Source organism: Cryobacterium sp. 10S3, from assembly GCF_034344045.1.
In the GTDB taxonomy this organism is placed as follows: domain Bacteria; phylum Actinomycetota; class Actinomycetes; order Actinomycetales; family Microbacteriaceae; genus Cryobacterium; species Cryobacterium glucosi.
The window spans coordinates 805,213-827,548 of record NZ_CP133773.1 but is presented as its reverse complement, the minus strand read 5'-3'; the positions used below and the strand labels follow the sequence as shown (position 1 = coordinate 827,548).

Here is a 22,336-nt window from a genome sequence, read left to right as displayed (position 1 = left end):
AGCGGATGCTGCTAGTCGGCGAAGGCCTCGGGCGGCGGGCAGGCGCAGACCAGGTTTCGGTCTCCGAAGGCGTTGTCGATGCGGCGCACCGGCGGCCAGTACTTGCCGCGGATGAGGCTGCGCAGCGGGTAGACGGCGGTCTCGCGGTCGTAGGCGTGCTCCCACTCCCCCTCGATCACGGACTGCGCCGTGTGCGGGGCGTTGTGCAGCGGGTTGTCGTCGGCCGGCCAGACTCCGGCGGCGACGGCATCCGCTTCGGCCTTGATTGCGATCATGGCCTCGATGAAGCGGTCGATCTCGCCGAGGTCCTCGCTCTCTGTCGGTTCGACCATGAGCGTTCCCGAGACCGGGAAGCTCATCGTCGGCGCGTGGAAGCCGTAGTCGACGAGGCGCTTGGCGACGTCGTCGACGGTCACTCCCGTCGCGGCGGTCAGCGGGCGCAGGTCGAGGATGCACTCGTGGGCGACGAGCCCGTTCTCCCCGGAGTAGAGCAGCGGGTATGCGCCCTCGAGGCCCTTGGCAACGTAGTTCGCCGCGAGCACGGCGGCGCCGGTGGCCTGCTTGAGGCCGGCCGCGCCCATCATGCGCACGTAGGCCCAGGAGATCGGCAGGATGCCCGGGCTCCCGTACGGTGCGGCCGAGACCGGGCCGCCGCCGTGCACGACGGTTCCGGCGCTGCCGTCGGCGCCCCGGAGGTAATGCTCCTCGTCCTGGGCGAGCGGGTGTCCGGGCAGGAACGGCGCGAGGTGCGCCTTCGCCGCGACCGGGCCGACACCGGGTCCGCCGCCGCCGTGCGGGATGCAGAAGGTCTTGTGCAGGTTGAGGTGCGACACGTCGCCGCCGAAGTCGCCGTACCGGGCGAAGCCGAGCAGCGCGTTGAGGTTGGCGCCGTCGACGTAGACCTGCCCGCCGGCCGCGTGCACGGCCTGGCAGATGGTGCCGACCTCGTGCTCGTAGACGCCGTGCGTCGAGGGGTAGGTGATCATGAGCGCGGCGAGGCTGTCGGCGTGCTCGGCGATCTTCGCGCGCAGGTCGTCGAGGTCGACGTTCCCGAGGTCGTCGCACGCGACGACGACGACCTTCATGCCGGCGAGCACGGCGGATGCCGCGTTCGTGCCGTGCGCGCTCGACGGGATCAGGCAGATGGTGCGTTCAGCGTTGCCGTTGGCGAGGTGATAGCCGCGGATGGCGAGCAGCCCGGACAGTTCGCCCTGGCTCCCCGCGTTCGGCTGGAGCGACACGGAATCGTACCCCGTGACATCCGTCAGCCACGTCTCGAGCTGCCGGATGAGTTCGAGGTAGCCGTCGACGTCGTCGCGTGGGGCGAAGGGGTGGATTCCGCTGAATTCGGGCCAGCTGACGGCCTCCATCTCGGTCGCCGCATTGAGCTTCATGGTGCAGGAGCCGAGTGGGATCATGCCGCGGTCGAGCGCGTAGTCGTAGTCGGCGAGGCGCTTGAGGTAGCGCATCATGCTCGTCTCGGAGCGGTGCGTGTTGAAGACAGGGTGCTCGAGGTACGTCGTGGTGCGGGCGAGCTCCTCGGGGAGCCCGGTGACGGATGCCTCGAGGTCGACGTGTCCGAAGGCATCGGTTCCGCCGAACGCGCCGAGCACCGCGGCGAGGTCGCTCCGGGTGGTGGTCTCGTCGACACTGATGCCGATCGTGTCGCAGTCGACCTGGTAGAGGTTGACGCCGGCGCCCGAGGCGCGGGCGACGATCTCGGCGGCACGGGACGGCATCGAGACCCGCACGGTGTCGAAGAAGGTGTCGTTCAGCACCGTCACGTCGGCGGCGCGGAGTGCGGCGACGAGCCGGCCGGCGTTCTCGTGCACCCCGCGGGCGATCTGGCGGAGCCCGTCCGGGCCGTGGTAGACCGCGTACATGCCCGCCATGACGGCGAGGAGCACCTGGGCGGTGCAGATGTTCGAGGTTGCCTTGTCCCGGCGGATGTGCTGCTCGCGCACCTGGAGCGACAGGCGGTAGGCCGGGTGGCCGGCCGCGTCGACGCTCACGCCGACGAGGCGCCCGGGCATCTGGCGTTCGAGGCCCTTGCGCACGGCGAGGTAGCCGGCGTGCGGACCGCCGAAGCCCATCGGCACGCCGAAGCGCTGGCTCGTGCCGACGGCCACGTCAGCACCGAGTTCGCCGGGCGACATGATCAGGGTGAGCGCGAGCAGGTCGGCGACGACGACGGCGAGAGCGCCCTGGGCGTGTGCTGCCTCGATCACGGCGGCAGGATTCCAGACCGTCCCGGTCGCGCCGGGGTACTGCACGAACACGCCGAAGTAGTCGCCGAGCCCGGCGGAGGCATCGGCGTCACCGGCGGCGGCGGGCTCCGCGTCGGCGCCGGGCGTGCCGAAGTCGGTCTCCACGAGCTCGATCCCGAGCGCGGCGGCCCGGTTCGCGAGCAGTGCCTTCGTCTGTGGGAGCGCGTCGGCGTCGACGAGGAACCGGTGGGACGGCGACTTCGAGCCGCGCCGGGCGAGGAGCATGCCCTCGACGACGGCTGTCGACTCGTCGAGCATCGACGCGTTCGCGGTGTGCAGACCGGTCAGGTCGGCGATCATCGTCTGGAAGTTGATCAGCGCCTCGAGCCGGCCCTGGGAGATCTCGGGCTGGTAGGGGGTGTACGCCGTGTACCAGCTCGGGTTCTCGAGGACATTGCGCTTGATCACGGCCGGCGTGATCGTGTCGTAGTAGCCGAGCCCGATCATCGAGCGCTGTACGGTGTTGCGGCCGGCGAGGGCGCGCAGCTCCGCGAGCGCCTCGCGCTCGCTCGCTGCGGGCGGAAGCAGGGTGTCCGACTCCGACCGGAACGCGTCGACGTGGATCGAGGCGGGAACGGCGGCGGCCACGAGGGCGTTGACGGAGTCGTAGCCGAGGCGGGCGAGCATCGTGGCCTGCGCCGCGGTATCCGTGCCGATGTGCCGCTCGGTGAACGGGCGCTCGGTGGCCTGGGCTGAGGCCTGGGCGGTCAGGGTGGGACTGAGGTGCTTGGTCATCTGGCGCTGCCTGCTTCCTGGGAGCTTATTCGCCGGTGAGGGCGGAGTATTCGGCGTGGCTGAGGAGGGGCGGCAGCTCGAGGAAGGTGACCTTGATCAGCCAGCCCTCTCCGAAGGGGTCGCTGTTGACGAGCTCGGGGCTGTCGACGACACCGTCGTTGGTGGCCGTGACCGTGCCACTGACCGGCGCGAAGAGCTCGCCGACCGACTTGGTGGATTCGATCTCGCCGACGATCGAGCCGGCGATGACACCGGTTCCGACGGCGGGCAGCTCGACGAAGACGACGTCCCCGAGCTTCTCTGCCGCGTACGCCGTGATTCCGACGGTTGCGGTGTCGCCCTCGATGAGGACCCACTCGTGTTCTGCGGTGTACTGGAGGGTGGTCTGGTCGGTCATGGGGTGTCCTTTCGGCGGAACAACGGGCAGTGCGTGCTGGTCTGGAGGGGTGCCGGCGAGAATCGCCGACGGGAGTGCGTGGGCGGATGCCCTCGGGGTCAGGGCTTGCGGGAGTAGAACGGGAGCGCGGTCACGGTCGCCGGGATGCGCGTGCCGCGCACGTCGACGAAGACCTCGGTGCCGAGCCGGGCGATCGACGGCGAGACGTACGCCATCATGACCGGATGTCCCAGGGTCGGGGAGAGGGCGCCGCTCGTGATCATCCCCTCCGGTGTGTGCGCGTCAGCGCTGCGGAAGACGTCGTAGGAGGCGCGGCCGGCGCGCTTGCCCGCGGACACGAGTCCGACGAGCACGGCGGACCCCGCCTGCGGCCCCTCTTCGCTCGCGGCGCGGCCGATGAAGTCGGTCTCCTTGGCGAGGTTGACGACCCGGCCGAGTCCGGCCTGGGCCGGGTAGGTCGCCTCGCTCAGTTCGTGGCCGTAGAGCGGCATGCCGGCCTCGAGGCGCAGGGTGTCGCGGCTCGCGAGTCCGGCGGGCACGAGGCCGTGGTCGGCGCCGGCCGCGGTGAGCGCATTCCAGAGGGCGAGGGCCCGATCGATGGGCACGTACAGTTCGAAGCCGTCCTCCCCGGTGTACCCGGTGCGGGCGATCAGCACCGGGACGTCGGTGAAGGTGCCCGTCATGGCCCGGTAGTAGCGGAGGGCGCCGAGGTCGTCGGTGGCCGTGAGACCGGCGGTCGCCTGGAGGATGGCGAGGGAGTTCGGGCCCTGGACGGCGATGAGCGCGGTGTCGTCGCTCTCGTCGGTCACGGTCACGTCGAAACGGGCAGCGCGCTTGGTGAGGGCCTCGAGCGCCGGGAAGTGGTTGCCGGCATTGGCGATCACGAGGAACTCGGTCTCCCCGGTGCGGTAGACGACGATGTCGTCGACGATGCCGCCTGCCGCGTTCAGGATCAGGCTGTACTTCGCCTGGAAGAGGGCGATCGCGGAGAGCTTTCCGGCGAGGGCGTAGTCGAGGTACGCCGCGGCATCCGCCCCGCTCACGCGGATCTCGGCCATGTGGGAGAGGTCGAACAGGCCGGCGGCGGTACGCACCGCGTGGTGCTCGGCGAGATCGCTCGAGTAGCGCACCGGCATCTGCCAGCCGGCGAAGTCGGTGAAGCTGGCTCCGGCGTCGACGTGCGCCTGGTGCAGCGGGGAATACCGTTCGGTCAGATCCGGGGTCATGAGTTCTCCAGGCAGGTCGGCCGCGGCCGAGCGAGATTCTCGGGGTCGTGGCGACCCCGTGGGAACTCCCCCTCTGTCGTCAGGCCTGAGAGCTTCGCCGCGTCCTGGTCGGGACGTGACTTTCACCATGGGCGAGCCGCATTGTGCTGCGACTACTTTTCAGAGTGGCCAGTCCGATGCGGTACGAGTACCTGAGAGATTGTCGGGGAGGATTGCTCCTTCGGTGTCCGGCCGCCGAGGCGCCGGACTCTCCCGCATCGGCCGTGTCGGCCCGGTATTCAGTTGGACGGCGCGCCTGGTCGGGCTCAACCGCTTCGCGAGCAGCTTAGCAGCCGGAGTTCCACTGGGACCGGCTCCGGCCTGCCCGATCGCGCAGCACGCCGACGCCGGATCCTGCCTCGCCGGGCACCCCGGTCAGGCGCCGAAGGAGTCGGCGACCGCCTCGGTGACCTCGACCAGCCGGGTGAGCAGGGCCTCCATCGACTCCGACCGCAGCAGCTCGATCTGGTCGAGGGGGCCGACCGGCGCGATCGCCGCGAGCTGCCAGGCCGCGACAGCCGGGTCGCCGGAGAGTTCGACGTCGGGCGCCCAGGGCTGCTCGGTGAATTCGCTCGCGAGCGCAAGCGCCCGGCGCACGACCCGTTCGGCCCGCTCCCGCAGAGGGAACAGCTCGTCGTCCCACTCCAGCTCGGGGAGCTCGCGGACGCTCGCCTGCGGATACGGGTCGTCGTCGAGCCACTCGAGCACCTCGATGCGCCGCTCGCCGTGGGCGACCACGCCGACGAACCCCTCTGGGGCCTCGATCTGCGTGATCCTGGCCACCGTCCCGATCCCGAACCGGTGCTCACCGCCGCCGACTTCCTGGCCGCGCTCGATCAGCACGACGCCGAAGACCGCGGTCTCGGCGTCGAGCACCCGCGCCATCATCACCAGGTAGCGCTGTTCGAACACGCGCAGGTGCAGTGGCATGTGCGGAAACAGCACCGCGCCCAGCGGGAACATCGGCAGAGTGGTCACCCGCCCACCCAACCACGCTCGAGCCCGCGGACCAAGCCCCTCCCCTCCCGGAGCGCGAGGGTCAGGATTCGGTGACGGTGCCTGCGACGACCTTCCAGTGCCGGTCGGTGTGGACCGTGGCAAGCATCCGCCGGTCGTGGGTGACCAGGAGGAGCGTGCCGGTGTACCCCGCGAGCGCCTGCTCGAGCTGCTCGATCGCGGCGAGGTCGAGGTGGTTCGTCGGTTCGTCGAGCACGAGCAGGTTGACGCCGCGGGCCTGGAGCAGGGCGAGGGCCGCGCGGGTGCGCTCCCCCGGCGACAACTCGCCCGCCGGCCGGGTGACGTGATCGGCCTTGAGCCCGAACTTGGCGAGCAGGGTGCGTACCTCCGCCGTCGAGAGGTCGGGCACAAGCTCCTCGAAGCCCTCGGCGAGCGGCCGGGAACCCAGCAGCAATGACCTGGCCTGGTCGATCTCGCCGATCCGTACGCTCGCGCCAACGCTCGCGGTGCCGCTGTCCGGAACCGAGCGGCCGAGGAGGGCGCCCAGCAGGGTGGTCTTGCCCGCGCCGTTCGGCCCGGTGATGCCGATCCGTTCGCCCGCGTTGACCTGGAGCGACACCGGCCCGAGGGTGAACCCGCCCCGGCGGAAGACGGCCTCGTTGAGGGTCGCGACGACCGCGCCCGACCGCGGCGCCTCGCCGATCGTGAAGTCGAGCTGCCATTCCTTGCGCGGTTCCTCGACCTCGTCGAGGCGTTTGATCCGGCTCTCCATCTGCCGCACCTTCTGCGCCTGCTTCTCGCTCGATTCAGCGGATGCCTTCCGCCGGATCTTATCGTTGTCCGGCGACTTCTTCATCGCGTTGCGCACGCCCTGGCTCGACCACTCCCGCTGGACGCGGGCCCGGCCGACGAGGTCGGCCTTCTTCTCGGCGAACTCCTCATAGTGTTCGCGCTTGTGCCTCCTGTCGGTTTCGCGCTCCTCGAGGTAGGAGTCGTAGCCGCCGCCGAAGACCCGGTTGGCGCCCTGGGCGAGATCGAGTTCGAGCACCCGGGTGACGCAGCGGGCCAGGAATTCCCGGTCGTGGCTGACGAGCACGACCCCGCCCCTGAGTCCGTGCACGAAGGCCTCGAGCCGTTCGAGTCCGTCGAGGTCGAGGTCGTTCGTGGGCTCGTCGAGCAGCACGACGTCGAAGCGGCTGAGCAGCAGGGCCGCCAAGCCCACCCGGGCGGCCTGACCGCCGGAGAGCGAGGTCATCGCCGCGTCGGCGGCGAGGCTGAGCCCGAGGTCGGCGAGCTGGGCGGGCATCCGCTCGTCGAGGTCGGCGGCGCCGCTCGCGAGCCAGCGATCGAGGGCAGCGGAGTAGACGTCGCCGGGATCGCGTCCGTCGGGGCCACCGCCGGCGCCGCCATCGCCGACGGTCGCCTCACCCGCGAGCAGGGCGGCGGCGGCATCGAGCTCGCGGCTCGCGTCGGCGCAGCCCGTGCGGCGGCCGATGTAGTCCGCGATCGATTCGCCCGGCCTGCGGTCCGGCTCCTGCGGCAACCAGCCGACGAAGGCATCCGCCGGGGAGAGTCCGACGCTGCCGGCCTGCGGGGCGAGCCGGCCGGCGAGCAGCCGCAGCAGCGTCGACTTGCCGGAGCCGTTGACCCCGACCACCCCGACGACGTCGCCGGGCGCGACGGTGAGGTCGAGTGAATCGAAAAGGGTACGGTGCGCGTACCCGCCGGCGAGGCCCTTGGCCACGAGCGTTGCGGTCATTACTCCATGGTCTCATTGCACCTGTTCTCCCGGCACCGCGTAGCCTGTTACTGTCCCGTGACCGGCACGGCGGCAGTTCGAAGGGCTTTCTTGTGGACACCACCCTGCTCCGGCGTTTCGTCACGACCGCCGAAGCCACTAACTGGGGTGCCGCGGCGAAGACCCTCAACATGACCCGCGCCACCCTCCTGATCTCCATCAGGAAGCTCGAGGAGGAGGTCGGCGGCGAACTGTTCGTCACCGTCGACGACGTGCCCACCCTGACGAGCGCCGGACTCGAGCTGCTCGAGGTCGCGCGTCCCGTGGTGCGGAAGCCCGCTGCAGCAGCAGCCCCGCAGAAGCCGGCGAAGGCCGGCGGCAAGGCGAAAGCCTCCAAGGGCCAGGGCCGGGCACCCGCGGTCAAGGGCGCGCCGAAGCCCAAGGGGCGCCGCCAGTCCCGCTGAGCGGCGTGACCGGCCCGCCCGATAGGGTGGTCTCGTCCACCCCGAGGAAGGGCACGATCATCAGAGAACCACGGCGAATCGATTCAGAGTCCGTCCAGCGGATGGCTTCCGCATGAACTGGGTGATCGCCGGGCTTCCCCTGCACCCACTTCTCGTGCACGCGAGCGTGATCCTGATCCCTCTTGCCGCCCTGTGCGCGATCCTGACTCTGGTCTGGCCGGCCGCCCGGCGGCGGCTCGGCATCGTCACGCCGCTGCTCGCGTTCGCCGCGCTCGGCGCGACCCTGCTGACCGTGCAAGCCGGGGAGGCCCTGGCGCAGATCATCACCCCGACCGCGCTGAGCGGGGCGCACGTCGCCATCGGCGAGACCGTGCGGCCGTGGGTCTTCGGGCTGTTTCTCGTGGCTGCGGCCCAGTGGCTGTGGTTCCGGTATTTCGGGACCGGGCAGAAGTACGGCGCCCGGATCCCCTCCCCGGGAACCCGCACGGCCCTGACAGTCGTACTCGCTGTCGCAGTGGCCCTGACGAGCGTCGGATCCGTCGTTTCGGTCGTCGTCGTGGGCGATTCCGGCGCCAGGGCCGTGTGGTCGCCGGTCGTCGACGGCACGAAGTAGGGACGGCCGACGGGCCTGATTCCCACCCTCCTGCGGTGCCTTGACCACGGCCCGCGATGGGTGTACTACGGACGCCGTGAGGGCCCGGACCGGTTCCGGGCATGCCGTCCAAAGGAGGAATCATGGCACCCTTCACCCTTGACTCTCTGCGTGAACGAGTCCGCGGATCCGTGATCGGACCTGACGACCCGGGGTACGACGACGCGAGAGCCGTCTACAACGGGATGATCAACAAACGTCCGGCCGTCGTCGTCAGGCCCTCGCAGGTCGCCGACGTGATGACGAGCGTCGCGTTCGCCAGGGAACACGAACTCCCCGTCGCCGTTCGCGGCGGCGGGCACAGCGCCCCCGGGTTCGGCACGGTCGACGGCGGCCTCGTCATCGACTTCGTCGCGCAGACCGGTGTTCGGGTCGATCCGGCCGCGGAAACGGCACGTTCCGGGCCCGGGGCGACCTGGGCGGACTTCAACCACGCGACCCACGCCTTCGGCCTCGCAACGACCGGCGGGATCATCGGCTCGACGGGCGTGTCCGGGCTCACCCTCGGCGGCGGAATCGGGTACCTCTCGCGGCAATTCGGATTGTCGTGTGACAACCTGCTCTCCGCCGATGTCGTGACCGCGGACGGACGGTTCCTCGTGGCGAGTGAAACCGAGAACGCGGACCTGTTCTGGGCGCTGCGCGGCGGGGGCGGTAACTTCGGAGTGGTCACCTCGCTCGAGTTCCGGCTGCACCCGGTCTCCACCATCTACGGGGGCCTGGTGATCTACCCCGCGGCGGAGGCAGACACCGTCGGCCGCTTCTACCGGGATTTCATCGCGAACGCCCCGGAGGAGTTCGGCGTGTTCCTCGGGTTCCACCAGGGACCGCCGGTGCCGTTCCTGCCCGAGCAGTGGCACGGTCAACCCGTCTGCGTCATCGTCGGCGCCTGGACCGGACCCCTCGACGAGGGCGAGAAGCGCTGGCAGCCGATCCTCGACGCCGCGCCCGTCGCCGGTTCGTTTGTCGGGCCGCTCCCGTACCCCGTGCTGAACGGTCTGTTCGACCCGATGCTGCCGAAGGGCATGCAGGCGTACTGGAAGGCGGACTTCCTCGCCTCCCTGAGCGATGACGCGCTGCGGGTCGCCGTCGACTTCGGCAGCCGGATCCCGAGCATGGAGTCCGCGAACCACTACTACCCGATCGACGGGGCGGTGCAGCGGGTCGCACCGGGGGCGACGGCATTCCCCTACCGGAACGTGGACTTCGCGCCGGTCATCGCCGGGATGTGGCACGACCCCGCGGACAATGCGGCGAACATCCGCTGGGTTCGGGACTACTGGGAGGCGCTGCACCCCTTTGCCGAGCCCGGCGGCTACATCAATTTCATGGACGCCGACGATCAGGGCAGGATCGCGCAGAACTACGGGCCGAACTACGAGCGGCTCGCGGAGGTGAAGGCCGTCTACGACCCGGACAACGTGTTCCGCGTCAATCAGAACATCAGTCCGCGCGTCAGTGCCCCGTCCGCCGGCACCCAGGCTCCGGGGGTCCAGGAGGGAGGCGTCACGAGCGTCGAGGACTGACCGGTCGTCGCGTGACCTTGCGTGGCCTCGGGTCAGGCCTTCTTGACCACGCTCGACTTCAGCTGCATCGCTCCGACGCCGTCGATCTTGCAGTCGATGTCGTGGTCGCCGACGCCGTCGACCAGGCGGATGCCGCGCACCTTCGTGCCGACCTTCACCACGGTCGAGCTGCCCTTGACCTTGAGGTCCTTGATCACGGTGACGGTGTCGCCGTCCGCGAGGACGGTTCCGAAGGCATCCGTGATCACGCGCTCGGCGGATGCGTCACCCGGGTCGGCCGTCAGGCTCACGTCGGCCGCGGCCCATTCGTGCCCGCACAGCGGGCAGACGAGCAGTGCGCCCATCTCGTAGGCGAGGTCGCTGGAACATTCGGGGCACGGGGGCAGGGTATCGGTCACTTCCCCACCGTAGTCGAGCGGGGTCGAGCATCAGGCGGTTAGCGCCAGCTCCCGATGATCAGGCCCATGATCGTGAAATTGAGCACGTCGCTCGAGACCTCGATCAGCCAGACCCGGAATCCGGCCCCGGCGAAGAGCCGGTGCGAGAGCGACGAGGCAGCGGCGAGCCCGATGCCGAGCAGGAAGCCGGTGAGTGCGCCCTGGAGCGGGCCGAAACCGGGAGTGGCGGGCGCGACGAACGAGATCACGACGGCGACGCTGACGGCTTCGACGAACGCGGCGACGGCCGTCGCACCGAAGACGACGGCCATGTTGCTGGCGGCGCCCGGCACCGCCGCCGGGTCCTTGCCCATCAGTTTCCACCAGAGCGGGAAGAACGTCTTCGGGCCGAACCAGATGCCGCCCGCGATGAAGGCGGCGACGGTGGCGGCCAGAATCGCCAGCCAGTTGAGGTGGGTCAGGTCCACAATCGTTCCTATCGGTCGTCCGGCGCGAAGAACTCGACTGTATCGACAAGCGGATGTCCGCGGCTACCGGTACTGGGCTTCCGTTCGCCGTCGGCGATCGTGGTGACCGGCAGCAGGCGCCGCGTGTCTCGATCCCGGAACCGATCCTTCCCACCGGTCCGGGCTGGATCCCTCACAGTGACAGGAGAGGGAAGACGTGCGAAGCTTCTGGTCAGGGGTGATTTTCGTCGTCCCTGTGATGGGGGATGCACGATGAGACGTCCGGTCCTGTTCCTTGCTGCGGCTTGTGCCGCCGCGCTCCTGCTGAGCGGATGCGCCGGGCCGGCCACGGGGGGCACCGCAGCCGATTCGTCCCCGCTCGCAACCCCGTCCCCCTCCCCTGCGCTGGTCTCGCCTGCGCCCACAGCCACGGCGAGCGCCGCCCGCCTCTCGATCGGCGCGCTCACCGTCAGCACCATCGACGCGACCGGCGCGACGATCGCGACAACCCCGTACTCCGACGGCGCCCCGGCCATGGTCGCCTTCCTCTCCGCGGCGATCGGGGTCGCGCCGACCGTGGCCCGCGCCGACCCCGAGACCGGCTGCTCGGGGGCGGCAACCACGTACTCCTGGGCCGCCGGGTTCCTCGTCAACGTTCCAGACACCGAGAGCCCGCCGCTCTACACCTGGACAGTCCAGGCCCGCTCCGCGCAGGTGGGCGCCGCCGGGGTGACCGTGCAGTCCAGCACGGGGCTCGTCGTCGGCACGGATGTCTCCGCGAGCGCCGCGAATCTCCCCGCCGACCAGAAGATCGACGAGTACAACGACGGCACCGGTCCCCTCGTCTTCGAGGTCGCCGGCCGGAACGCGGAGGGCAAGCCGTACGGCGGCGCTGCCCTCGTCGGGGAGGGGGGCGTGTTGTCCGCGATCGCGGCCCCCGCCGGCCTCGGCCAGTTCTACTGCTGACACGGACTCAGCCGGCCACCGGCATCCGCCTCCTGTAATGGCCGTAACGGCGTAACGACGAGATTAGGCCGTCGTCTTCGCGGCCGCCTTGGCCGCCCGCTTGGTCTCCCGTACCCGCGCGAGCGACTCGGCATCGACGATGTCGGCAACGGATGCGTGCGAGCCGTCCTGCCCGTACGGCGCAGACGCCTCCTGCCAGCCCGGCGCGGCGAGAGCGAATCGCTTCCCGAGGATGGCCAGGAAGATCTTCGCCTTCTGCTCGCCGAAACCGGGCAGCGCCCTGAGTCGACGGAGCACCTCTGCGCCGTCGGGGGCCCCGGAGGTCCAGATCGCGGAGGCGTCGCTGTTCCAGTCCCGCGCGACGACCTCGGCGAGCGCTTGCACCCGTCCGGCCATCGAGCCGGGAAAACGGTGCACGGCCGGCGTCGTTCGGAAGACTTCGACAAAGGAATCGGCGTCGAGCGCCGCAATCCTCGCGGGTTCCAGGGTGCCGATCCGGTCCCGGATCTTGGCCGGCCCGGCGAATGCCGTCTCCATCGGTACCTGCTGGTCCAGGAGCATCCCGACCAGGAGGGCGAACGGGTCTTCGCTGAGCAGGGCGTCTGAGGCGTCGTCGCCGGTGATGTGCAGCGTCATGCCGCCATTGTGGCACCGGCGGGGCAGGGCCGCGCGGTCGACGCCGCGAGAAACCAGCGGCAGCGACAGCGGCTGCCGGAGTGATCAGCGTGCCCGCTTCGGCAGCCCGCGCCCGAAACGGCTGGCGCGGTTTGCCGATCAGGGTGCATCGGCGACGGTACCCCGCCTTCGGGGCATGAGGGGCGAGCCGACCGGAGCGGATGCCTCCTGGTTCACGCGCGCGTGTCATACTCCGCGGGTGACGCTCTTCGAATCCGGCCAGGACTGGGCCCCGCGCCCGGCGCGGCGACCGCCCCGGTGGCGACTGCGGGGCACCGTCTTCGGAATCGTGCTCGGGACCGTCGCCGGTGTGACGCTGGCCGCCACCTACCTCCCATCGAGCCCGCTCGCTGGTTCCGCAGCGTACTCGCTCTCGGCGGATCTCTCGCCGATCGCCGACCGGATCGGCTTCAGTGACGAAGGCAGGGATATCTTCCTGACCACACGTCCGCAGCTCCTCGACAGCGGTGATTTTCGCAAGGCCTGCGAAGGGACACCGGATGGGACCGTCCACGGGGACTTCGCGACCGTCGGTTGCTTCTACGGTCTCGGGGAACACTTCGGACGGATAGCGATCTTCCGCCCCACCGACGCCAGGCTGGCCGACCAGATCGTGGTGACGGCTGCCCACGAGTTCCTGCACGCCGCGTACGCCCGGCTCACGTCCGTCGAGCAGGCGCGCCTCGACGCGCTCCTCGACAAGCGCTGGTCCACCATTGCGGCGGACGACCCGATTCAGGCCAGCGTCGATTCCTCGGTGGGGTCGGCGGCCGAGAACCGGTCCACCGAGGAATTCGCGTATTTCGGGACCGAGATCGCCGATGCGGTCGACCCGGCGCTCGAGGCGTACTACGCCCGCTATTTCCGCGACCGGGGTGCGCTCGTCGCGATCCACGACGCCGACCGCGCCCTCCGCGACGGCCTGGAGGCCGACTACAGCGCGAAAGCGGATGCCCTCGCCATCCGGGAACAGGCGAACGCGGACGCGGGCGCGCAGTTGCAGGCCGACCGTGCGCAACTGGCCGCCGACCGCGCCTGGTACAACCGGCAGGCCGATGAGTACAACGCTCTCTCCCCGGAGGTCCGCGCCCGCACCTACGTTGCAGACTCCGGCGGCACCGCGGGCGGTGAGCCGTATGGTAGCTATCTGGCCGGCAGACTGGCCGAATTCGCGACGAGGGAGTCAGACCAGTCGCAGCGTCAGAGCGAACTCGACGCGGCCGAAGCCGCAGCCCCGGCGGCGCGCACGGAGGTGGAACGACTCTATGCGGACATCGAGGCGCTCAATGTCGCCGCCGTGCCCGCCACGTGACGCGGCGCCGTTGTTGCCGAAAGCCGGCCGAGGTGCTCTGATGAGCGAATGAGCGAATCGCCCCTGCCCGTTCTGGCCACGAAGCTCTTCATCCCGTCGCCCCGACCGAACGCCGTCTCCCGCCCCCGCCTCATCGCGCGTTTGCGGGAGGGGCTCCGCGCCGGTCACCGGGCGACTCTTCTGTCGGCGCCGGCCGGATTCGGTAAGACCACGGTGGCGAGCCAGTGGATCGCCGACACCGTGGCCGGTGAACCCGGCGCTCGTGTCGCCTGGCTCTCGCTCGACGCGAGCGATAACGATCCCTCACGGTTCCTCACGTACCTCGTAGCGGCCCTGCACCGAGCCGATCCCGCGGTCGCCGCGGATGCACACGCACTTCCGCTTTCGTCGATCGAGGGCACGATGGCCGCGCTCATCAATGACGTGGCGGCAGCACAGCACCCGATGGTCCTGGTGCTCGACGACTTCCACCTCATCGAGGACGGCACGATCCGCGACGGGCTCGTGTTCCTGATCGATCACCTGCCGCCGAACCTGCACCTGGCCATCCTGAGTCGCTCCGACCCGCTCCTGCCGCTGGCCAGGCTGCGCGCGCGGGGCGAGTTGACCGAGTTGCGTGCCGCGGACCTGCGCTTCACTCCCGATGAGGCCGCAGCGTTCCTGAACGAGGTCATGCACCTGGGGCTCTCCCCCGCGCACGTCGCCGCCCTCGACACCCGGACGGAGGGCTGGATCGCAGGCCTCCAGCTTGCGGCACTGTCCATGCGGGACCGCTCGGACGTGGGCGGTTTCATCCAGGGCTTCACCGGCAGTCACCGGTTCGTGATCGACTACCTCGCCGAAGAGGTGCTGCACCGCCAGCCCGATCACGTCCGCGCCTTCCTCTTCGACACCGCGATCCTCGGCCGACTGAGCGCTCCCCTGTGCGACGCGGTCACCGGTCGCTCCGACAGCGGCGAGATGCTCGCGGCCCTCGAGCGGGACAACCTCTTCGTCGTCCCCCTCGACGACCGGCGCGAGTGGTATCGCTATCACCACCTCTTCGCCGACGTGCTGACGGCTCGCGTGCTTGCGGACGGTCCCGACCGGGTACCGGACCTGCACCGGCGCGCCAGCGAGTGGTTCGAACGGAATGGGCTGCCGGAAGATGCAGTCGCTCAGGCCCTGGCCGCCGGGGATTTCGGGCGGGCCGCCAGGGTGATCGAGTCGACGGTGCCCGGCGTGCGCAAGAGCAGGCAGGATGCGACCCTGCTCGGCTGGCTCGCGCTGCTTCCGGGCGACGTCATCAGGCGCAGGCCCGTTCTGGGCGTCTACCGCGCCTGGTCATTGCTCGTGTCCGGTGATGTGGATGCCGTCGAACCGTTGCTGGCGGACGCCGAGCGGGCTCTCGGCGCACCAACGGACGACGGCACGCCGGCCCATGATTCGGCAGCAGGCGCGGAACTGCGGATACTCCCCGTCACGATCGCCCTGTACCGTGCCGCGGTCGCACAGGCGCGCGGCGACGTCGCGGGAACCCAGGTGCAGGCGCGCCGGGCCCTCGATCTCACCGGCCCCGACGACCACTTCGGGCGCGGCGCAGCATCCGGTTTTCTCGGGCTGGCGTCCTGGGCCGTCGGCGACCTCGGCGCCGCGGTCGACGCGTTCGGCGAGGTCGCGACGAGCCTCCGGCGATCCGGCAACCTGGCCGACATGCTCGGCACCACGATCGTCATGGCCGACCTCCTCATCCAACAGGGGCGGCTGCGAGACGCCCAGCGCGCCTGCGAGGATGCCCTGCGCCTCGCGGCGGAACAGGGAGAGCCGGTTCCCCAGTCGACGGTAGACCTCCACGTCGCCGTCAGTGAGCTCCTTCGTGAACGCTCCGACCTGCCCGCCGCCCGGGAGCAATTACTGATCGGCCAGGCACTCGGCGAGCGGGCGTCCCTGCCCGAAAACCGGTATCGCTGGTTCGCCGCGATGTCCCGGATCGACGAGGCGGAGGGACGACTCGACGACGCCCTTGACGCGCTCGGCGCCGCGGAGCGCCTGTACCGGCCCGGGTTCTTCCCGGAGGTGCGGCCTCTTGCCGCGATGAAGGCCAGGCTCTGGATCAAGCAGGGACGGCTCGGTGATGCCCAGGGCTGGGCAGACAGCCAGGGGCTCGCGACAACGGATGCGCCGGGTTACCTGCGCGAGTTCGACCACCTCACGCTGGCGAGGCTCTCGATCGCACGGCACACGTCCGATCCACAGGCCGGCTCCCTCGACGCGACAGCGGCCCTGCTCGACCGCTTGCTCGAAGCGGCGGATGCCGGTGGCCGCGCCGGCCGGGTGAACGAGATCCTGGTCCTGCAGACGTTGGCGCACGCGGCAGCCGGCAACACGGACCTGGCGCTCCGCCCGCTCGCGCGCGCCCTCGCCCAGGCGGAACCAGAGGGGTACGTACGGCTCTTCCTGGACGAGGGCGAGCCGATGGCCGCGCTTCTCCGAACGGCAGCCGACGAGGGAATCGCCCCCGACTATGCTCGCGGCCTCAGCGCGGCGTTCGTGCGCGAGGACGATCCGGGGGCATCCGCCCGGCCGCTCGCCGAAACGCTGAGCGAACGCGAACTGCACGTGCTCAGGCTTCTGGCGACCGAGTTGAGCGGGCCCGAGATCGCCCGCGAACTGTACGTCTCCGTGAACACCCTGCGCACCCACACCCGGCATATCTTCGGCAAACTCGAGGTCACCAACCGGGCGGATGCGATCCGTCGCGCTGAAAAGCTCGGCCTCGTCTGACAATCACCACAGGGATCACCACGTGGAGTGATGCCCCGTCATCACATGTCTCCCTAGATTCAGGGTGTCTTCAGGCAACCGCCTGGGTCACGCAGAACATCGGAGCCTCTCATGAGCATCACGACATCCACCCTCACCCGCGCGGCCGCCGGAGCGGCCGCACTCTCCGGGCTCATCTACATCATCATCCAGTTCATCCACCCGGCCGACGTGGTCGCCTCGCTCTCCACTCAGATGTGGATCACGGTGCACGTCCTCAGCTTCGGCATGGCCGTTCTGGCCATGATCGGTCTCACCGGAATCTACCTGCGGCAGGTGCAGAAGTTCGGGCTGCTCGGCCTGATCGCCTACCTGATGTTCGGATTCTTCTTCATCCTGCAGGCATCCTTCAACTTCACCGAAGCCCTCATCGCGCCCCTGGTCGCGACCGCAGCCCCCCAGCTCGCCGTGGACATCGTCGGACTGTTCGGCCGCTACCCGGCCGTGAACGACCTCGGCCCCCTCGCGGCGCTCCCCCAGGTCGGCGGTCTGCTCTACGTCGTCGGCGCCCTGCTGTTCGGCATTTCCATCCTCCGGGCCCGTGTCCTGTCACGCGGGGCCGGCATCCTTCTGATCGTCGCAGCGGCCGTGACGCCCATCGCGGGCGCACTGCTCCCGCACACCCTCGAACGGATGGCCGCCATCCCCATGGGCCTGGCCCTGATCTGGCTCCGATACTCCCTGTGGTCGAACCTGCGCACAACGACGGCGCCCGCGGCGGTCAACCCTGCACGGCTCGACACGACGCCGACGGTCTGACCCGGATTCGCCGGACCACCGAGGAGGAATGACATGAAAAACGGACACGTGGCGCCCCTCGGGCGCGGTGAACTCGACACCTACGAGATCCGGCTTCAGGGGCAGCTGGATGCCTGTTGGACCGACTGGTTCGACGGCTTCCGGCTGACCGAGGCGAACGACGGGACAACGACCCTCACCGGCCCGGTCGTGGACCAGGCCGCCCTGCACGGGCTACTGAGACGGGTCGCAGACCTCGGAGCCACGTTGATCTCGGTCAACGTCCTGACAAGGAGTGACCGGTGACGAACCACAAGATCACTCGAGACACGTCGACACGGGACAAGGCGACACGGGACAGGCCGACACAAGACGGTGCAACGCAGGACAGGCCGGCTGCCGCGGTTCCTCGCGCTGATCGCACCCGGGCACGCACGCGAACTCCGCGGCCGCAATGGCTCGCACCGGCCGGACTGATCCTGCTGAGCCTCATCCCGATTCTCGCCGGGGCTGCGCGCCTCACCGAGCTGACAGGGGGCTCCACCGCCACCGAGCACAACGTCCGGTTCCTCGACTCCCCCATGCCCGTCGTCACGCACATCGTCAGCGTGACCGTCTTCTGCCTCCTCGGCGCCTTCCAGTTCGTTCCCGCCCTGCGGCGCCGGGCGAGCAGGTGGCACCGCATCGCGGGAGTCATCCTCATCCCCGCCGGCCTGCTCTCCGCGCTGTCCGGCCTGTGGATGGTGGTGCTCTACCCGCACCCGCCGGGTGACGGCATCGCCCTCGGCGTGATTCGGCTCTTCTTCGGATCGGCGATGGCCGTGAGCCTCGTTCTCGGTATCCGCGCGATCCTGCGCCGCGATTTCGTCAGGCACGGCGAGTGGATGACTCGGGCCTACGCGATAGCCGTCGCCGCAGGCACGCAGGCGCTGCTGCTGATCCCGGGGGCGATCCTTTTCGGGGCGCAGGACGAGCCCTCCCGCGCGGTCCTGATGGGTGCCGCCTGGGTCCTGAACCTGACGGTCGCCGAGTACCTCATCCGCAGTCGGCGCCGTCGCCGTCCCTAGACGGCGTCGGCCCAGGTCCGTTCTAGAACGGTGTCGGGTCGTCGGGGTCGTCGGGTGCGGGGTCAAGGTTCCAGACGTCAACGATCGGGACCGGTGGTTTCGGTTCGGGTTTGGGTTTCCGGGGTGGTCTCATGTCGGCGGAGGGTTCGACGATGTAGCTGTACCCGGCGGGGGAGGTCCATTCGATGCGACCGTCGCCGAGGTGCCTGGGCGTCCACCGGGTGTAGCTCTTGACCGCGTGGTGATACGGGCAGAGATGGGCGAGGTTCATCGCGTCGGTCTCCCCGCCGTGTTGCCACTCCACACTGTGATCGAGGTCTGATCGTTTGGCGGAGCGGCGGCAGCCGGGGAAGGTGCAGGTTTCATCCCGTACCTCGAGCCACTTCTTCAAAGCCGCGGGCGGTTTGTAGGTGTCGCGTCCCATCGAGAGCACGACGCCGGTTTCCGGGTGGGTGAGGAGCCGGGTGAAGCTCGGCGCCCCGGCGGCGAGACGCCTCGCGGTGTCGGGGTCGATGGGTCCGTACCCGGTCAGATACCCGGGCTCCTCGCTCTTCCCCAACAAGGTCAGCACCGGAACGGTGACGTTGACCTGCGCGGTCACCCCTTTGCCCAGTCCATCCGGGGTGACCCCACTGATCAGGACGTCGGTGAGCACATCGGCCGCGATCTGGGTCAGGGTGCGGACCTCGTCCGGGCCCTGCAGGGTCAGGGCGGTGTCGAGAGTGCGGTGGTACGCGGCCTGCACCTTCTCGGCATCCCCGGTCAGGTACAGCGACGCCATGCCGTCGTTGAGGGCCTGGAACACCACATGCCGGTCCTCGACGCTTTTCTGGTGCCTCGCGGTGATGGTTTCCGGGTGGGTGCGTTCCCGCACCCTTCGGGCCCGGTCGGCGAGCTTCGCCACGGTCAGCACTTCCGCATCCGGGACAAGGACCTCCTCGAACACCGCACGCGCCCGCGCGGCCGCTTCCGGGTCATCGACCCGGATGCCCCAGGCCTGCTCCATGATCACCTGCGCGTGCCGGTAACTGATCACCCCGGAGGCCAGGGCATCCCGGGTCACGGGGAGGTCCTCCGCGAGGGTGCGGCTGGCTTCGATCAGGGTCTCCGCCGTCCGGCGCGGGAGCCGCAGCAGGGCGCCGACCTCGCACGTGAACTCCTCCTTCGTGGCCTCCTCCGGCGACCACGGCGGGCGCAGGCCGCTGGCGCGTTCAGCGGCCTCCGCCCGGGCCCGGCCGACATCGGCGAGCACCCGTTGGGCGGTGTAGACCGCGGCCGCCCGCTTCGCGGCGGCCCGGTTCATCTCCCGGTCCGCCTCCCGGATCGCGTCATAGAAATCGGCGAGGGACGGCTCTACCAGGCTGAGATGCCGGGGGTTCAGGTAGGTGTCGGGAGGACTGTCGGGCGGGGTCCCGGGCGGGGGTTCCGCCGTGCTTTCGGGCTGAGGTTCTGAGGTATTTTCAGTTGTCATACCGGTCACTCTACGAACGACCACCGACATTCTTGAGGCATCCGCACGCCCACGAATCACCTGTGGAAAACCCGGTCAGAAGCACTTTGTTGAGGACAAGCCGGCGCCTAAGCCACACTCGTCCGGACGGTGCCACAGGTGCGCCACGGACTATCGACGTCGACGGGTCGGGAACTCAGTACTCGCCCTTGATCACGAAGTAGGAACCCCGGATGACGCCGGCCAGTTTCGATTTCTGCCTTGCGAATTTGAATCGAGTGGCCAGTTCTTCGGGCACCTCCATGCCGTCGGCGAGCTTGAACCCGACGGCTCGCTTCTGACCGTCCTCGATGCCGTACATGACGTTGATCGACAATCCGGACTCGTAGAACACGTAGGCCATCCGAGTTCCCTCGACTTCGAAGGCGGTCACCTCGAGCGGGCTCGAGGCGATGACGATGTCACGCTCCTCCCTGAGGATGCGGCTCACCCACTCGAGCACGTCCGGAGCGTCGCTCACAGGGCTGACGGTGAAGACATGATCGTATTTGTTCTTGAAGTAGCGCGCCTCGTTGGCCCGCAAGCCGGCGAGCGCGTCCGTCACCGGCGACGATTCAAGTCCGACGGTCGATACGTTCACGAAGTCGACAATGTACGACATGCGGCCCCTCTTCGTTTGTGGTGCCGCCCACGCTAGCGCCGCATCCGCCTTCAGAGTATCGAACTAGCCGCAGAGTTCTTTAGCGATGCCGGCCTGCGGCGACACGATGATCTGGCTCACCTTGTCCTCCAGTACCACAAAATGGATCCACTTCCCCTCTCCGCTGGCCAGTGCGTACTGGGCGATGGGAGTGCCGGCATCCTGGTACGTGATCGCGGGGTACGCGATCGTGAGCTGGTCGAGCGTGGCACCGATTCCGATTCCCGCACTCGTCCGCGCCGACGACGTGGCGGAGCCAGCCGCGCTCTCCCCGGTCTGCACGACAACCTGCTGGATGATGCCGTCGCCGCCCTGATCGGCGATGACGAAGCTGGGGGATCCGGCCTCGGCGAAAGTGACGACAGAACGTGAGGGGCACTCGTCCCAGAGGGTCTGGCTGAAGGCGGTCATCGACTCCTTGGTCGAAGTCAGATCAGCCCCGAGCACCATCGGTCCGACACCGGAGAAGCCGATGATCCACGAGCTCGGGTCGTTCAGGTTAAGTGGAGCCGCTGTTGCGGTCACCGTAGGTGCAGACGTAGGCGCCGCGGTGGGCTGGATCGTGCTGGCGATCGGAACGGCAGAAGCGGTCGAACCCGGCGCCGGCGCATCCGCGTGCTGGCTGGAGCATCCGGACAGCAGGAGGCCCAGCGCCAGGATTCCGGCGAGCCTTGCCGTGGTGAGTCCGGATAGGTCGTGCACCATGTCGATTCCCCCGAGTTCTTGCTGATCAACCTAGCCAGAAGGCTAGCGCACCCAGAGTTCCGGCCCGCATAGGCCAAAATCGCGACTGATGTGGGATTTCGGCTCCGGCGGTTGGGCGCCCCATTGCACAGTGGAATGAACAGTGGTTCCGTGGATCCACGGATGCCGGAACCCCCCTCCCATCATCTCAACGACATTCACCATTCGACCTTCGAGCAGAGGAACCCGAACATGAATCTCGATCTTGCCGGAAAGACAGCCGTCGTCACGGGTGCCAGCAAGGGCATCGGACTCGCGGTGACCACCGCGCTCGTCGCCGAGGGAGCGCAGGTGATCGCAGGCTCCCGATCGTCGTCCTCCGAACTCGACGCTCTCGGCGACGCTGTCCGATTCGTTGCGGTTGATCTGTCGACCCCGACCGGCCCGGACAGGCTGATCGCCGAAGCCGCCGATGGCCTCGACATCCTCGTCAACAACGTCGGTGCGCTCACACCGCGCACTACGGGATTCCTCGACGTGACCGACGAGGACTGGCTCAACACCCTGAACCTCGATCTGATGGCCGTTGTGCGCACGACCCGAGCGGCCATTCCCCGGCTGATCGAGCGGGGAGGCGGAACCGTGGTCACCATCGCTTCCGTGAACGCTTACCTTCCCGACCCCGGAGTCATCGACTATTCCGTCGCGAAAGCAGGGGTCTGGAACCTCTCGAAGGCGCTCTCCAAGGAGTTCGGTGACCGGGGCATCCGCTTCAACACGGTCAGCCCCGGGCCGGTTTCGACGCCGCTGTGGTTGGGCGAAACCGGGGTGGCGTCGACGGTCGCTAAGGCCATGGGCGTCTCCCCCGACGAGGCACGCAAGCGCATCATCGAAGCCGGCGGCGGATTCTCCACCGGCCGCTTCACCGAACCAGGGGAAGTCGCGGACCTCGTGCTCCTGCTGGCCAGTGGGCGGGCCGGCAACGTCACGGGTGCCGACTTCAGAATCGACGGCGGGCTGACGAAGGAACTCTAGAACGACAGCGTGAGACGTCGCCGAGTGGGCGGAGAAGTTCCTGCTCACTCAGCGGGTGGCCG

The 22,336-nt window shown here is 69.1% G+C and carries 21 protein-coding genes and 1 riboswitch; of the genes, 10 read left to right on the top strand and 11 right to left on the bottom strand.

All coding sequences use genetic code 11. From position 1 onward, the window contains the following. Positions 1–11: 11 nt before the first annotated feature. The 5 genes from gcvP to RHM57_RS03815 form a co-directional block, all read right to left on the bottom strand. Positions 12–2,894, bottom strand: coding sequence for an aminomethyl-transferring glycine dehydrogenase (gene gcvP, locus RHM57_RS03835; RefSeq protein WP_416172973.1), 2,883 nt, complete (start codon positions 2,892–2,894; stop codon positions 12–14). A gap of 133 nt (positions 2,895–3,027) precedes the next feature. Then, positions 3,028–3,399, bottom strand: a complete 372-nt coding sequence (gcvH, locus tag RHM57_RS03830; protein WP_134562225.1) for a glycine cleavage system protein GcvH — start codon at positions 3,397–3,399, stop codon at positions 3,028–3,030. A gap of 98 nt (positions 3,400–3,497) precedes the next feature. Further along, complete coding sequence (gene gcvT, locus RHM57_RS03825) at positions 3,498–4,625, bottom strand: glycine cleavage system aminomethyltransferase GcvT (RefSeq protein ID WP_134449522.1); 1,128 nt, start codon at positions 4,623–4,625, stop codon at positions 3,498–3,500. A gap of 169 nt (positions 4,626–4,794) precedes the next feature. Beyond that, positions 4,795–4,890: riboswitch (glycine riboswitch) on the bottom strand. Positions 4,891–5,039: 149 nt separating this feature from the next. Next, positions 5,040–5,642 (bottom strand): LON peptidase substrate-binding domain-containing protein, encoded by a 603-nt coding sequence (locus RHM57_RS03820; RefSeq protein WP_322140709.1) that lies wholly within the window; start codon positions 5,640–5,642, stop codon positions 5,040–5,042. A gap of 61 nt (positions 5,643–5,703) precedes the next feature. Then, entirely contained in the window at positions 5,704–7,380 is a 1,677-nt protein-coding gene (locus RHM57_RS03815) for an ABC-F family ATP-binding cassette domain-containing protein (protein WP_322140708.1), read from the bottom strand. A gap of 92 nt (positions 7,381–7,472) precedes the next feature. Between RHM57_RS03815 and RHM57_RS03810 the strand changes: the two genes are divergently transcribed. The 3 genes from RHM57_RS03810 to RHM57_RS03800 all read left to right on the top strand — a co-directional run bounded on the left by RHM57_RS03810 (position 7,473) and on the right by RHM57_RS03800 (position 10,001). Then, positions 7,473–7,823 carry a LysR family transcriptional regulator gene (locus RHM57_RS03810; protein ID WP_134449519.1) on the top strand — a complete coding sequence of 117 codons (351 nt, stop codon included), beginning with the start codon at positions 7,473–7,475 and terminating at the stop codon, positions 7,821–7,823. A 112-nt stretch (positions 7,824–7,935) separates the two neighbouring features. Further along, positions 7,936–8,436, top strand: coding sequence for a DUF2231 domain-containing protein (locus tag RHM57_RS03805; protein WP_322136192.1), 501 nt, complete (start codon positions 7,936–7,938; stop codon positions 8,434–8,436). Between the two features lie 122 nt (positions 8,437–8,558). Beyond that, positions 8,559–10,001 (top strand): FAD-binding oxidoreductase, encoded by a 1,443-nt coding sequence (locus RHM57_RS03800; RefSeq protein ID WP_134559093.1) that lies wholly within the window; start codon positions 8,559–8,561, stop codon positions 9,999–10,001. Between the two features lie 32 nt (positions 10,002–10,033). On the opposite strand, the gene RHM57_RS03795 is transcribed toward RHM57_RS03800, so the two are convergent. Both RHM57_RS03795 and RHM57_RS03790 read right to left on the bottom strand, forming a co-directional pair. Continuing rightward, positions 10,034–10,399, bottom strand: a complete 366-nt coding sequence (locus RHM57_RS03795) for a zinc ribbon domain-containing protein YjdM (RefSeq protein WP_134449516.1) — start codon at positions 10,397–10,399, stop codon at positions 10,034–10,036. A gap of 38 nt (positions 10,400–10,437) precedes the next feature. Beyond that, positions 10,438–10,866 (bottom strand): DUF1761 domain-containing protein, encoded by a 429-nt coding sequence (locus tag RHM57_RS03790; protein WP_322189594.1) that lies wholly within the window; start codon positions 10,864–10,866, stop codon positions 10,438–10,440. A 252-nt stretch (positions 10,867–11,118) separates the two neighbouring features. On the opposite strand from RHM57_RS03790, the gene RHM57_RS03785 reads away from it, so the two are divergent. After that, positions 11,119–11,811, top strand: a complete 693-nt coding sequence (locus RHM57_RS03785; protein ID WP_322140707.1) for a hypothetical protein — start codon at positions 11,119–11,121, stop codon at positions 11,809–11,811. Positions 11,812–11,874: 63 nt separating this feature from the next. On the opposite strand, the gene RHM57_RS03780 is transcribed toward RHM57_RS03785, so the two are convergent. Beyond that, positions 11,875–12,447, bottom strand: a complete 573-nt coding sequence (locus tag RHM57_RS03780) for an HhH-GPD-type base excision DNA repair protein (RefSeq protein ID WP_322136194.1) — start codon at positions 12,445–12,447, stop codon at positions 11,875–11,877. Positions 12,448–12,685: 238 nt separating this feature from the next. Here RHM57_RS03780 and RHM57_RS03775 point away from each other — a divergent pair, with 238 nt between their 5' ends. The 5 genes from RHM57_RS03775 to RHM57_RS03755 all read left to right on the top strand — a co-directional run bounded on the left by RHM57_RS03775 (position 12,686) and on the right by RHM57_RS03755 (position 18,405). Then, positions 12,686–13,798 carry a hypothetical protein gene (locus RHM57_RS03775; protein WP_322136195.1) on the top strand — a complete coding sequence of 371 codons (1,113 nt, stop codon included), beginning with the start codon at positions 12,686–12,688 and terminating at the stop codon, positions 13,796–13,798. Between the two features lie 48 nt (positions 13,799–13,846). Beyond that, the gene (locus RHM57_RS03770) at positions 13,847–16,561 is read left to right on the top strand and encodes a LuxR C-terminal-related transcriptional regulator (RefSeq protein WP_322189593.1); all 2,715 of its coding nucleotides are present in this window, start codon (positions 13,847–13,849) and stop codon (positions 16,559–16,561) included. A gap of 111 nt (positions 16,562–16,672) precedes the next feature. Further along, positions 16,673–17,359, top strand: a complete 687-nt coding sequence (locus RHM57_RS03765; RefSeq protein WP_322140706.1) for a hypothetical protein — start codon at positions 16,673–16,675, stop codon at positions 17,357–17,359. 33 nt (positions 17,360–17,392) lie between these two features. Further along, on the top strand, positions 17,393–17,644 hold the full coding sequence (locus tag RHM57_RS03760) for a hypothetical protein (RefSeq protein WP_134449509.1): 252 nt from the start codon (positions 17,393–17,395) through the stop codon (positions 17,642–17,644). Next, complete coding sequence (locus tag RHM57_RS03755) at positions 17,641–18,405, top strand: DUF2306 domain-containing protein (RefSeq protein WP_322136199.1); 765 nt, start codon at positions 17,641–17,643, stop codon at positions 18,403–18,405. The genes RHM57_RS03760 and RHM57_RS03755 overlap by 4 nt, the downstream gene beginning before the upstream one ends. A 22-nt stretch (positions 18,406–18,427) precedes the next feature. On the opposite strand, the gene RHM57_RS03750 is transcribed toward RHM57_RS03755, so the two are convergent. From RHM57_RS03750 to RHM57_RS03740, 3 genes are all read right to left on the bottom strand, one after another. Continuing rightward, complete coding sequence (locus RHM57_RS03750) at positions 18,428–19,876, bottom strand: HNH endonuclease signature motif containing protein (protein ID WP_322136200.1); 1,449 nt, start codon at positions 19,874–19,876, stop codon at positions 18,428–18,430. Positions 19,877–20,051: 175 nt separating this feature from the next. Then, positions 20,052–20,516 (bottom strand): phage tail protein, encoded by a 465-nt coding sequence (locus RHM57_RS03745; protein WP_322189592.1) that lies wholly within the window; start codon positions 20,514–20,516, stop codon positions 20,052–20,054. A 63-nt stretch (positions 20,517–20,579) separates the two neighbouring features. Continuing rightward, positions 20,580–21,260: a hypothetical protein gene (locus RHM57_RS03740; RefSeq protein ID WP_322136202.1), complete on the bottom strand. Its 681-nt coding sequence runs from the start codon at positions 21,258–21,260 to the stop codon at positions 20,580–20,582. Between the two features lie 231 nt (positions 21,261–21,491). On the opposite strand from RHM57_RS03740, the gene RHM57_RS03735 reads away from it, so the two are divergent. After that, complete coding sequence (locus tag RHM57_RS03735; RefSeq protein WP_134449505.1) at positions 21,492–22,274, top strand: SDR family oxidoreductase; 783 nt, start codon at positions 21,492–21,494, stop codon at positions 22,272–22,274. The last annotated feature ends 62 nt before the right edge of the window (positions 22,275–22,336 follow it).

Coding starts and splice junctions, on each gene's coding strand:
- RHM57_RS03745 (WP_322189592.1), bottom strand. CDS start 20,516: ATGTCGTACATTGTCGACTTCGTGAACGTATCGACCGTCGGACTTGAA.
- RHM57_RS03780 (WP_322136194.1), bottom strand. CDS start 12,447: ATGACGCTGCACATCACCGGCGACGACGCCTCAGACGCCCTGCTCAGC.
- RHM57_RS03760 (WP_134449509.1), top strand. CDS start 17,393: ATGAAAAACGGACACGTGGCGCCCCTCGGGCGCGGTGAACTCGACACC.
- gcvP (WP_416172973.1), bottom strand. CDS start 2,894: ATGCTCGCCCGCCTCGGCTACGACTCCGTCAACGCCCTCGTGGCCGCC.
- gcvT (WP_134449522.1), bottom strand. CDS start 4,625: ATGACCCCGGATCTGACCGAACGGTATTCCCCGCTGCACCAGGCGCAC.
- RHM57_RS03770 (WP_322189593.1), top strand. CDS start 13,847: ATGAGCGAATCGCCCCTGCCCGTTCTGGCCACGAAGCTCTTCATCCCG.
- RHM57_RS03805 (WP_322136192.1), top strand. CDS start 7,936: ATGAACTGGGTGATCGCCGGGCTTCCCCTGCACCCACTTCTCGTGCAC.
- RHM57_RS03815 (WP_322140708.1), bottom strand. CDS start 7,380: ATGACCGCAACGCTCGTGGCCAAGGGCCTCGCCGGCGGGTACGCGCAC.
- RHM57_RS03735 (WP_134449505.1), top strand. CDS start 21,492: ATGAATCTCGATCTTGCCGGAAAGACAGCCGTCGTCACGGGTGCCAGC.
- gcvH (WP_134562225.1), bottom strand. CDS start 3,399: ATGACCGACCAGACCACCCTCCAGTACACCGCAGAACACGAGTGGGTC.
- RHM57_RS03765 (WP_322140706.1), top strand. CDS start 16,673: ATGAGCATCACGACATCCACCCTCACCCGCGCGGCCGCCGGAGCGGCC.
- RHM57_RS03800 (WP_134559093.1), top strand. CDS start 8,559: ATGGCACCCTTCACCCTTGACTCTCTGCGTGAACGAGTCCGCGGATCC.
- RHM57_RS03750 (WP_322136200.1), bottom strand. CDS start 19,876: ATGACAACTGAAAATACCTCAGAACCTCAGCCCGAAAGCACGGCGGAA.
- RHM57_RS03785 (WP_322140707.1), top strand. CDS start 11,119: ATGAGACGTCCGGTCCTGTTCCTTGCTGCGGCTTGTGCCGCCGCGCTC.
- RHM57_RS03740 (WP_322136202.1), bottom strand. CDS start 21,260: ATGGTGCACGACCTATCCGGACTCACCACGGCAAGGCTCGCCGGAATC.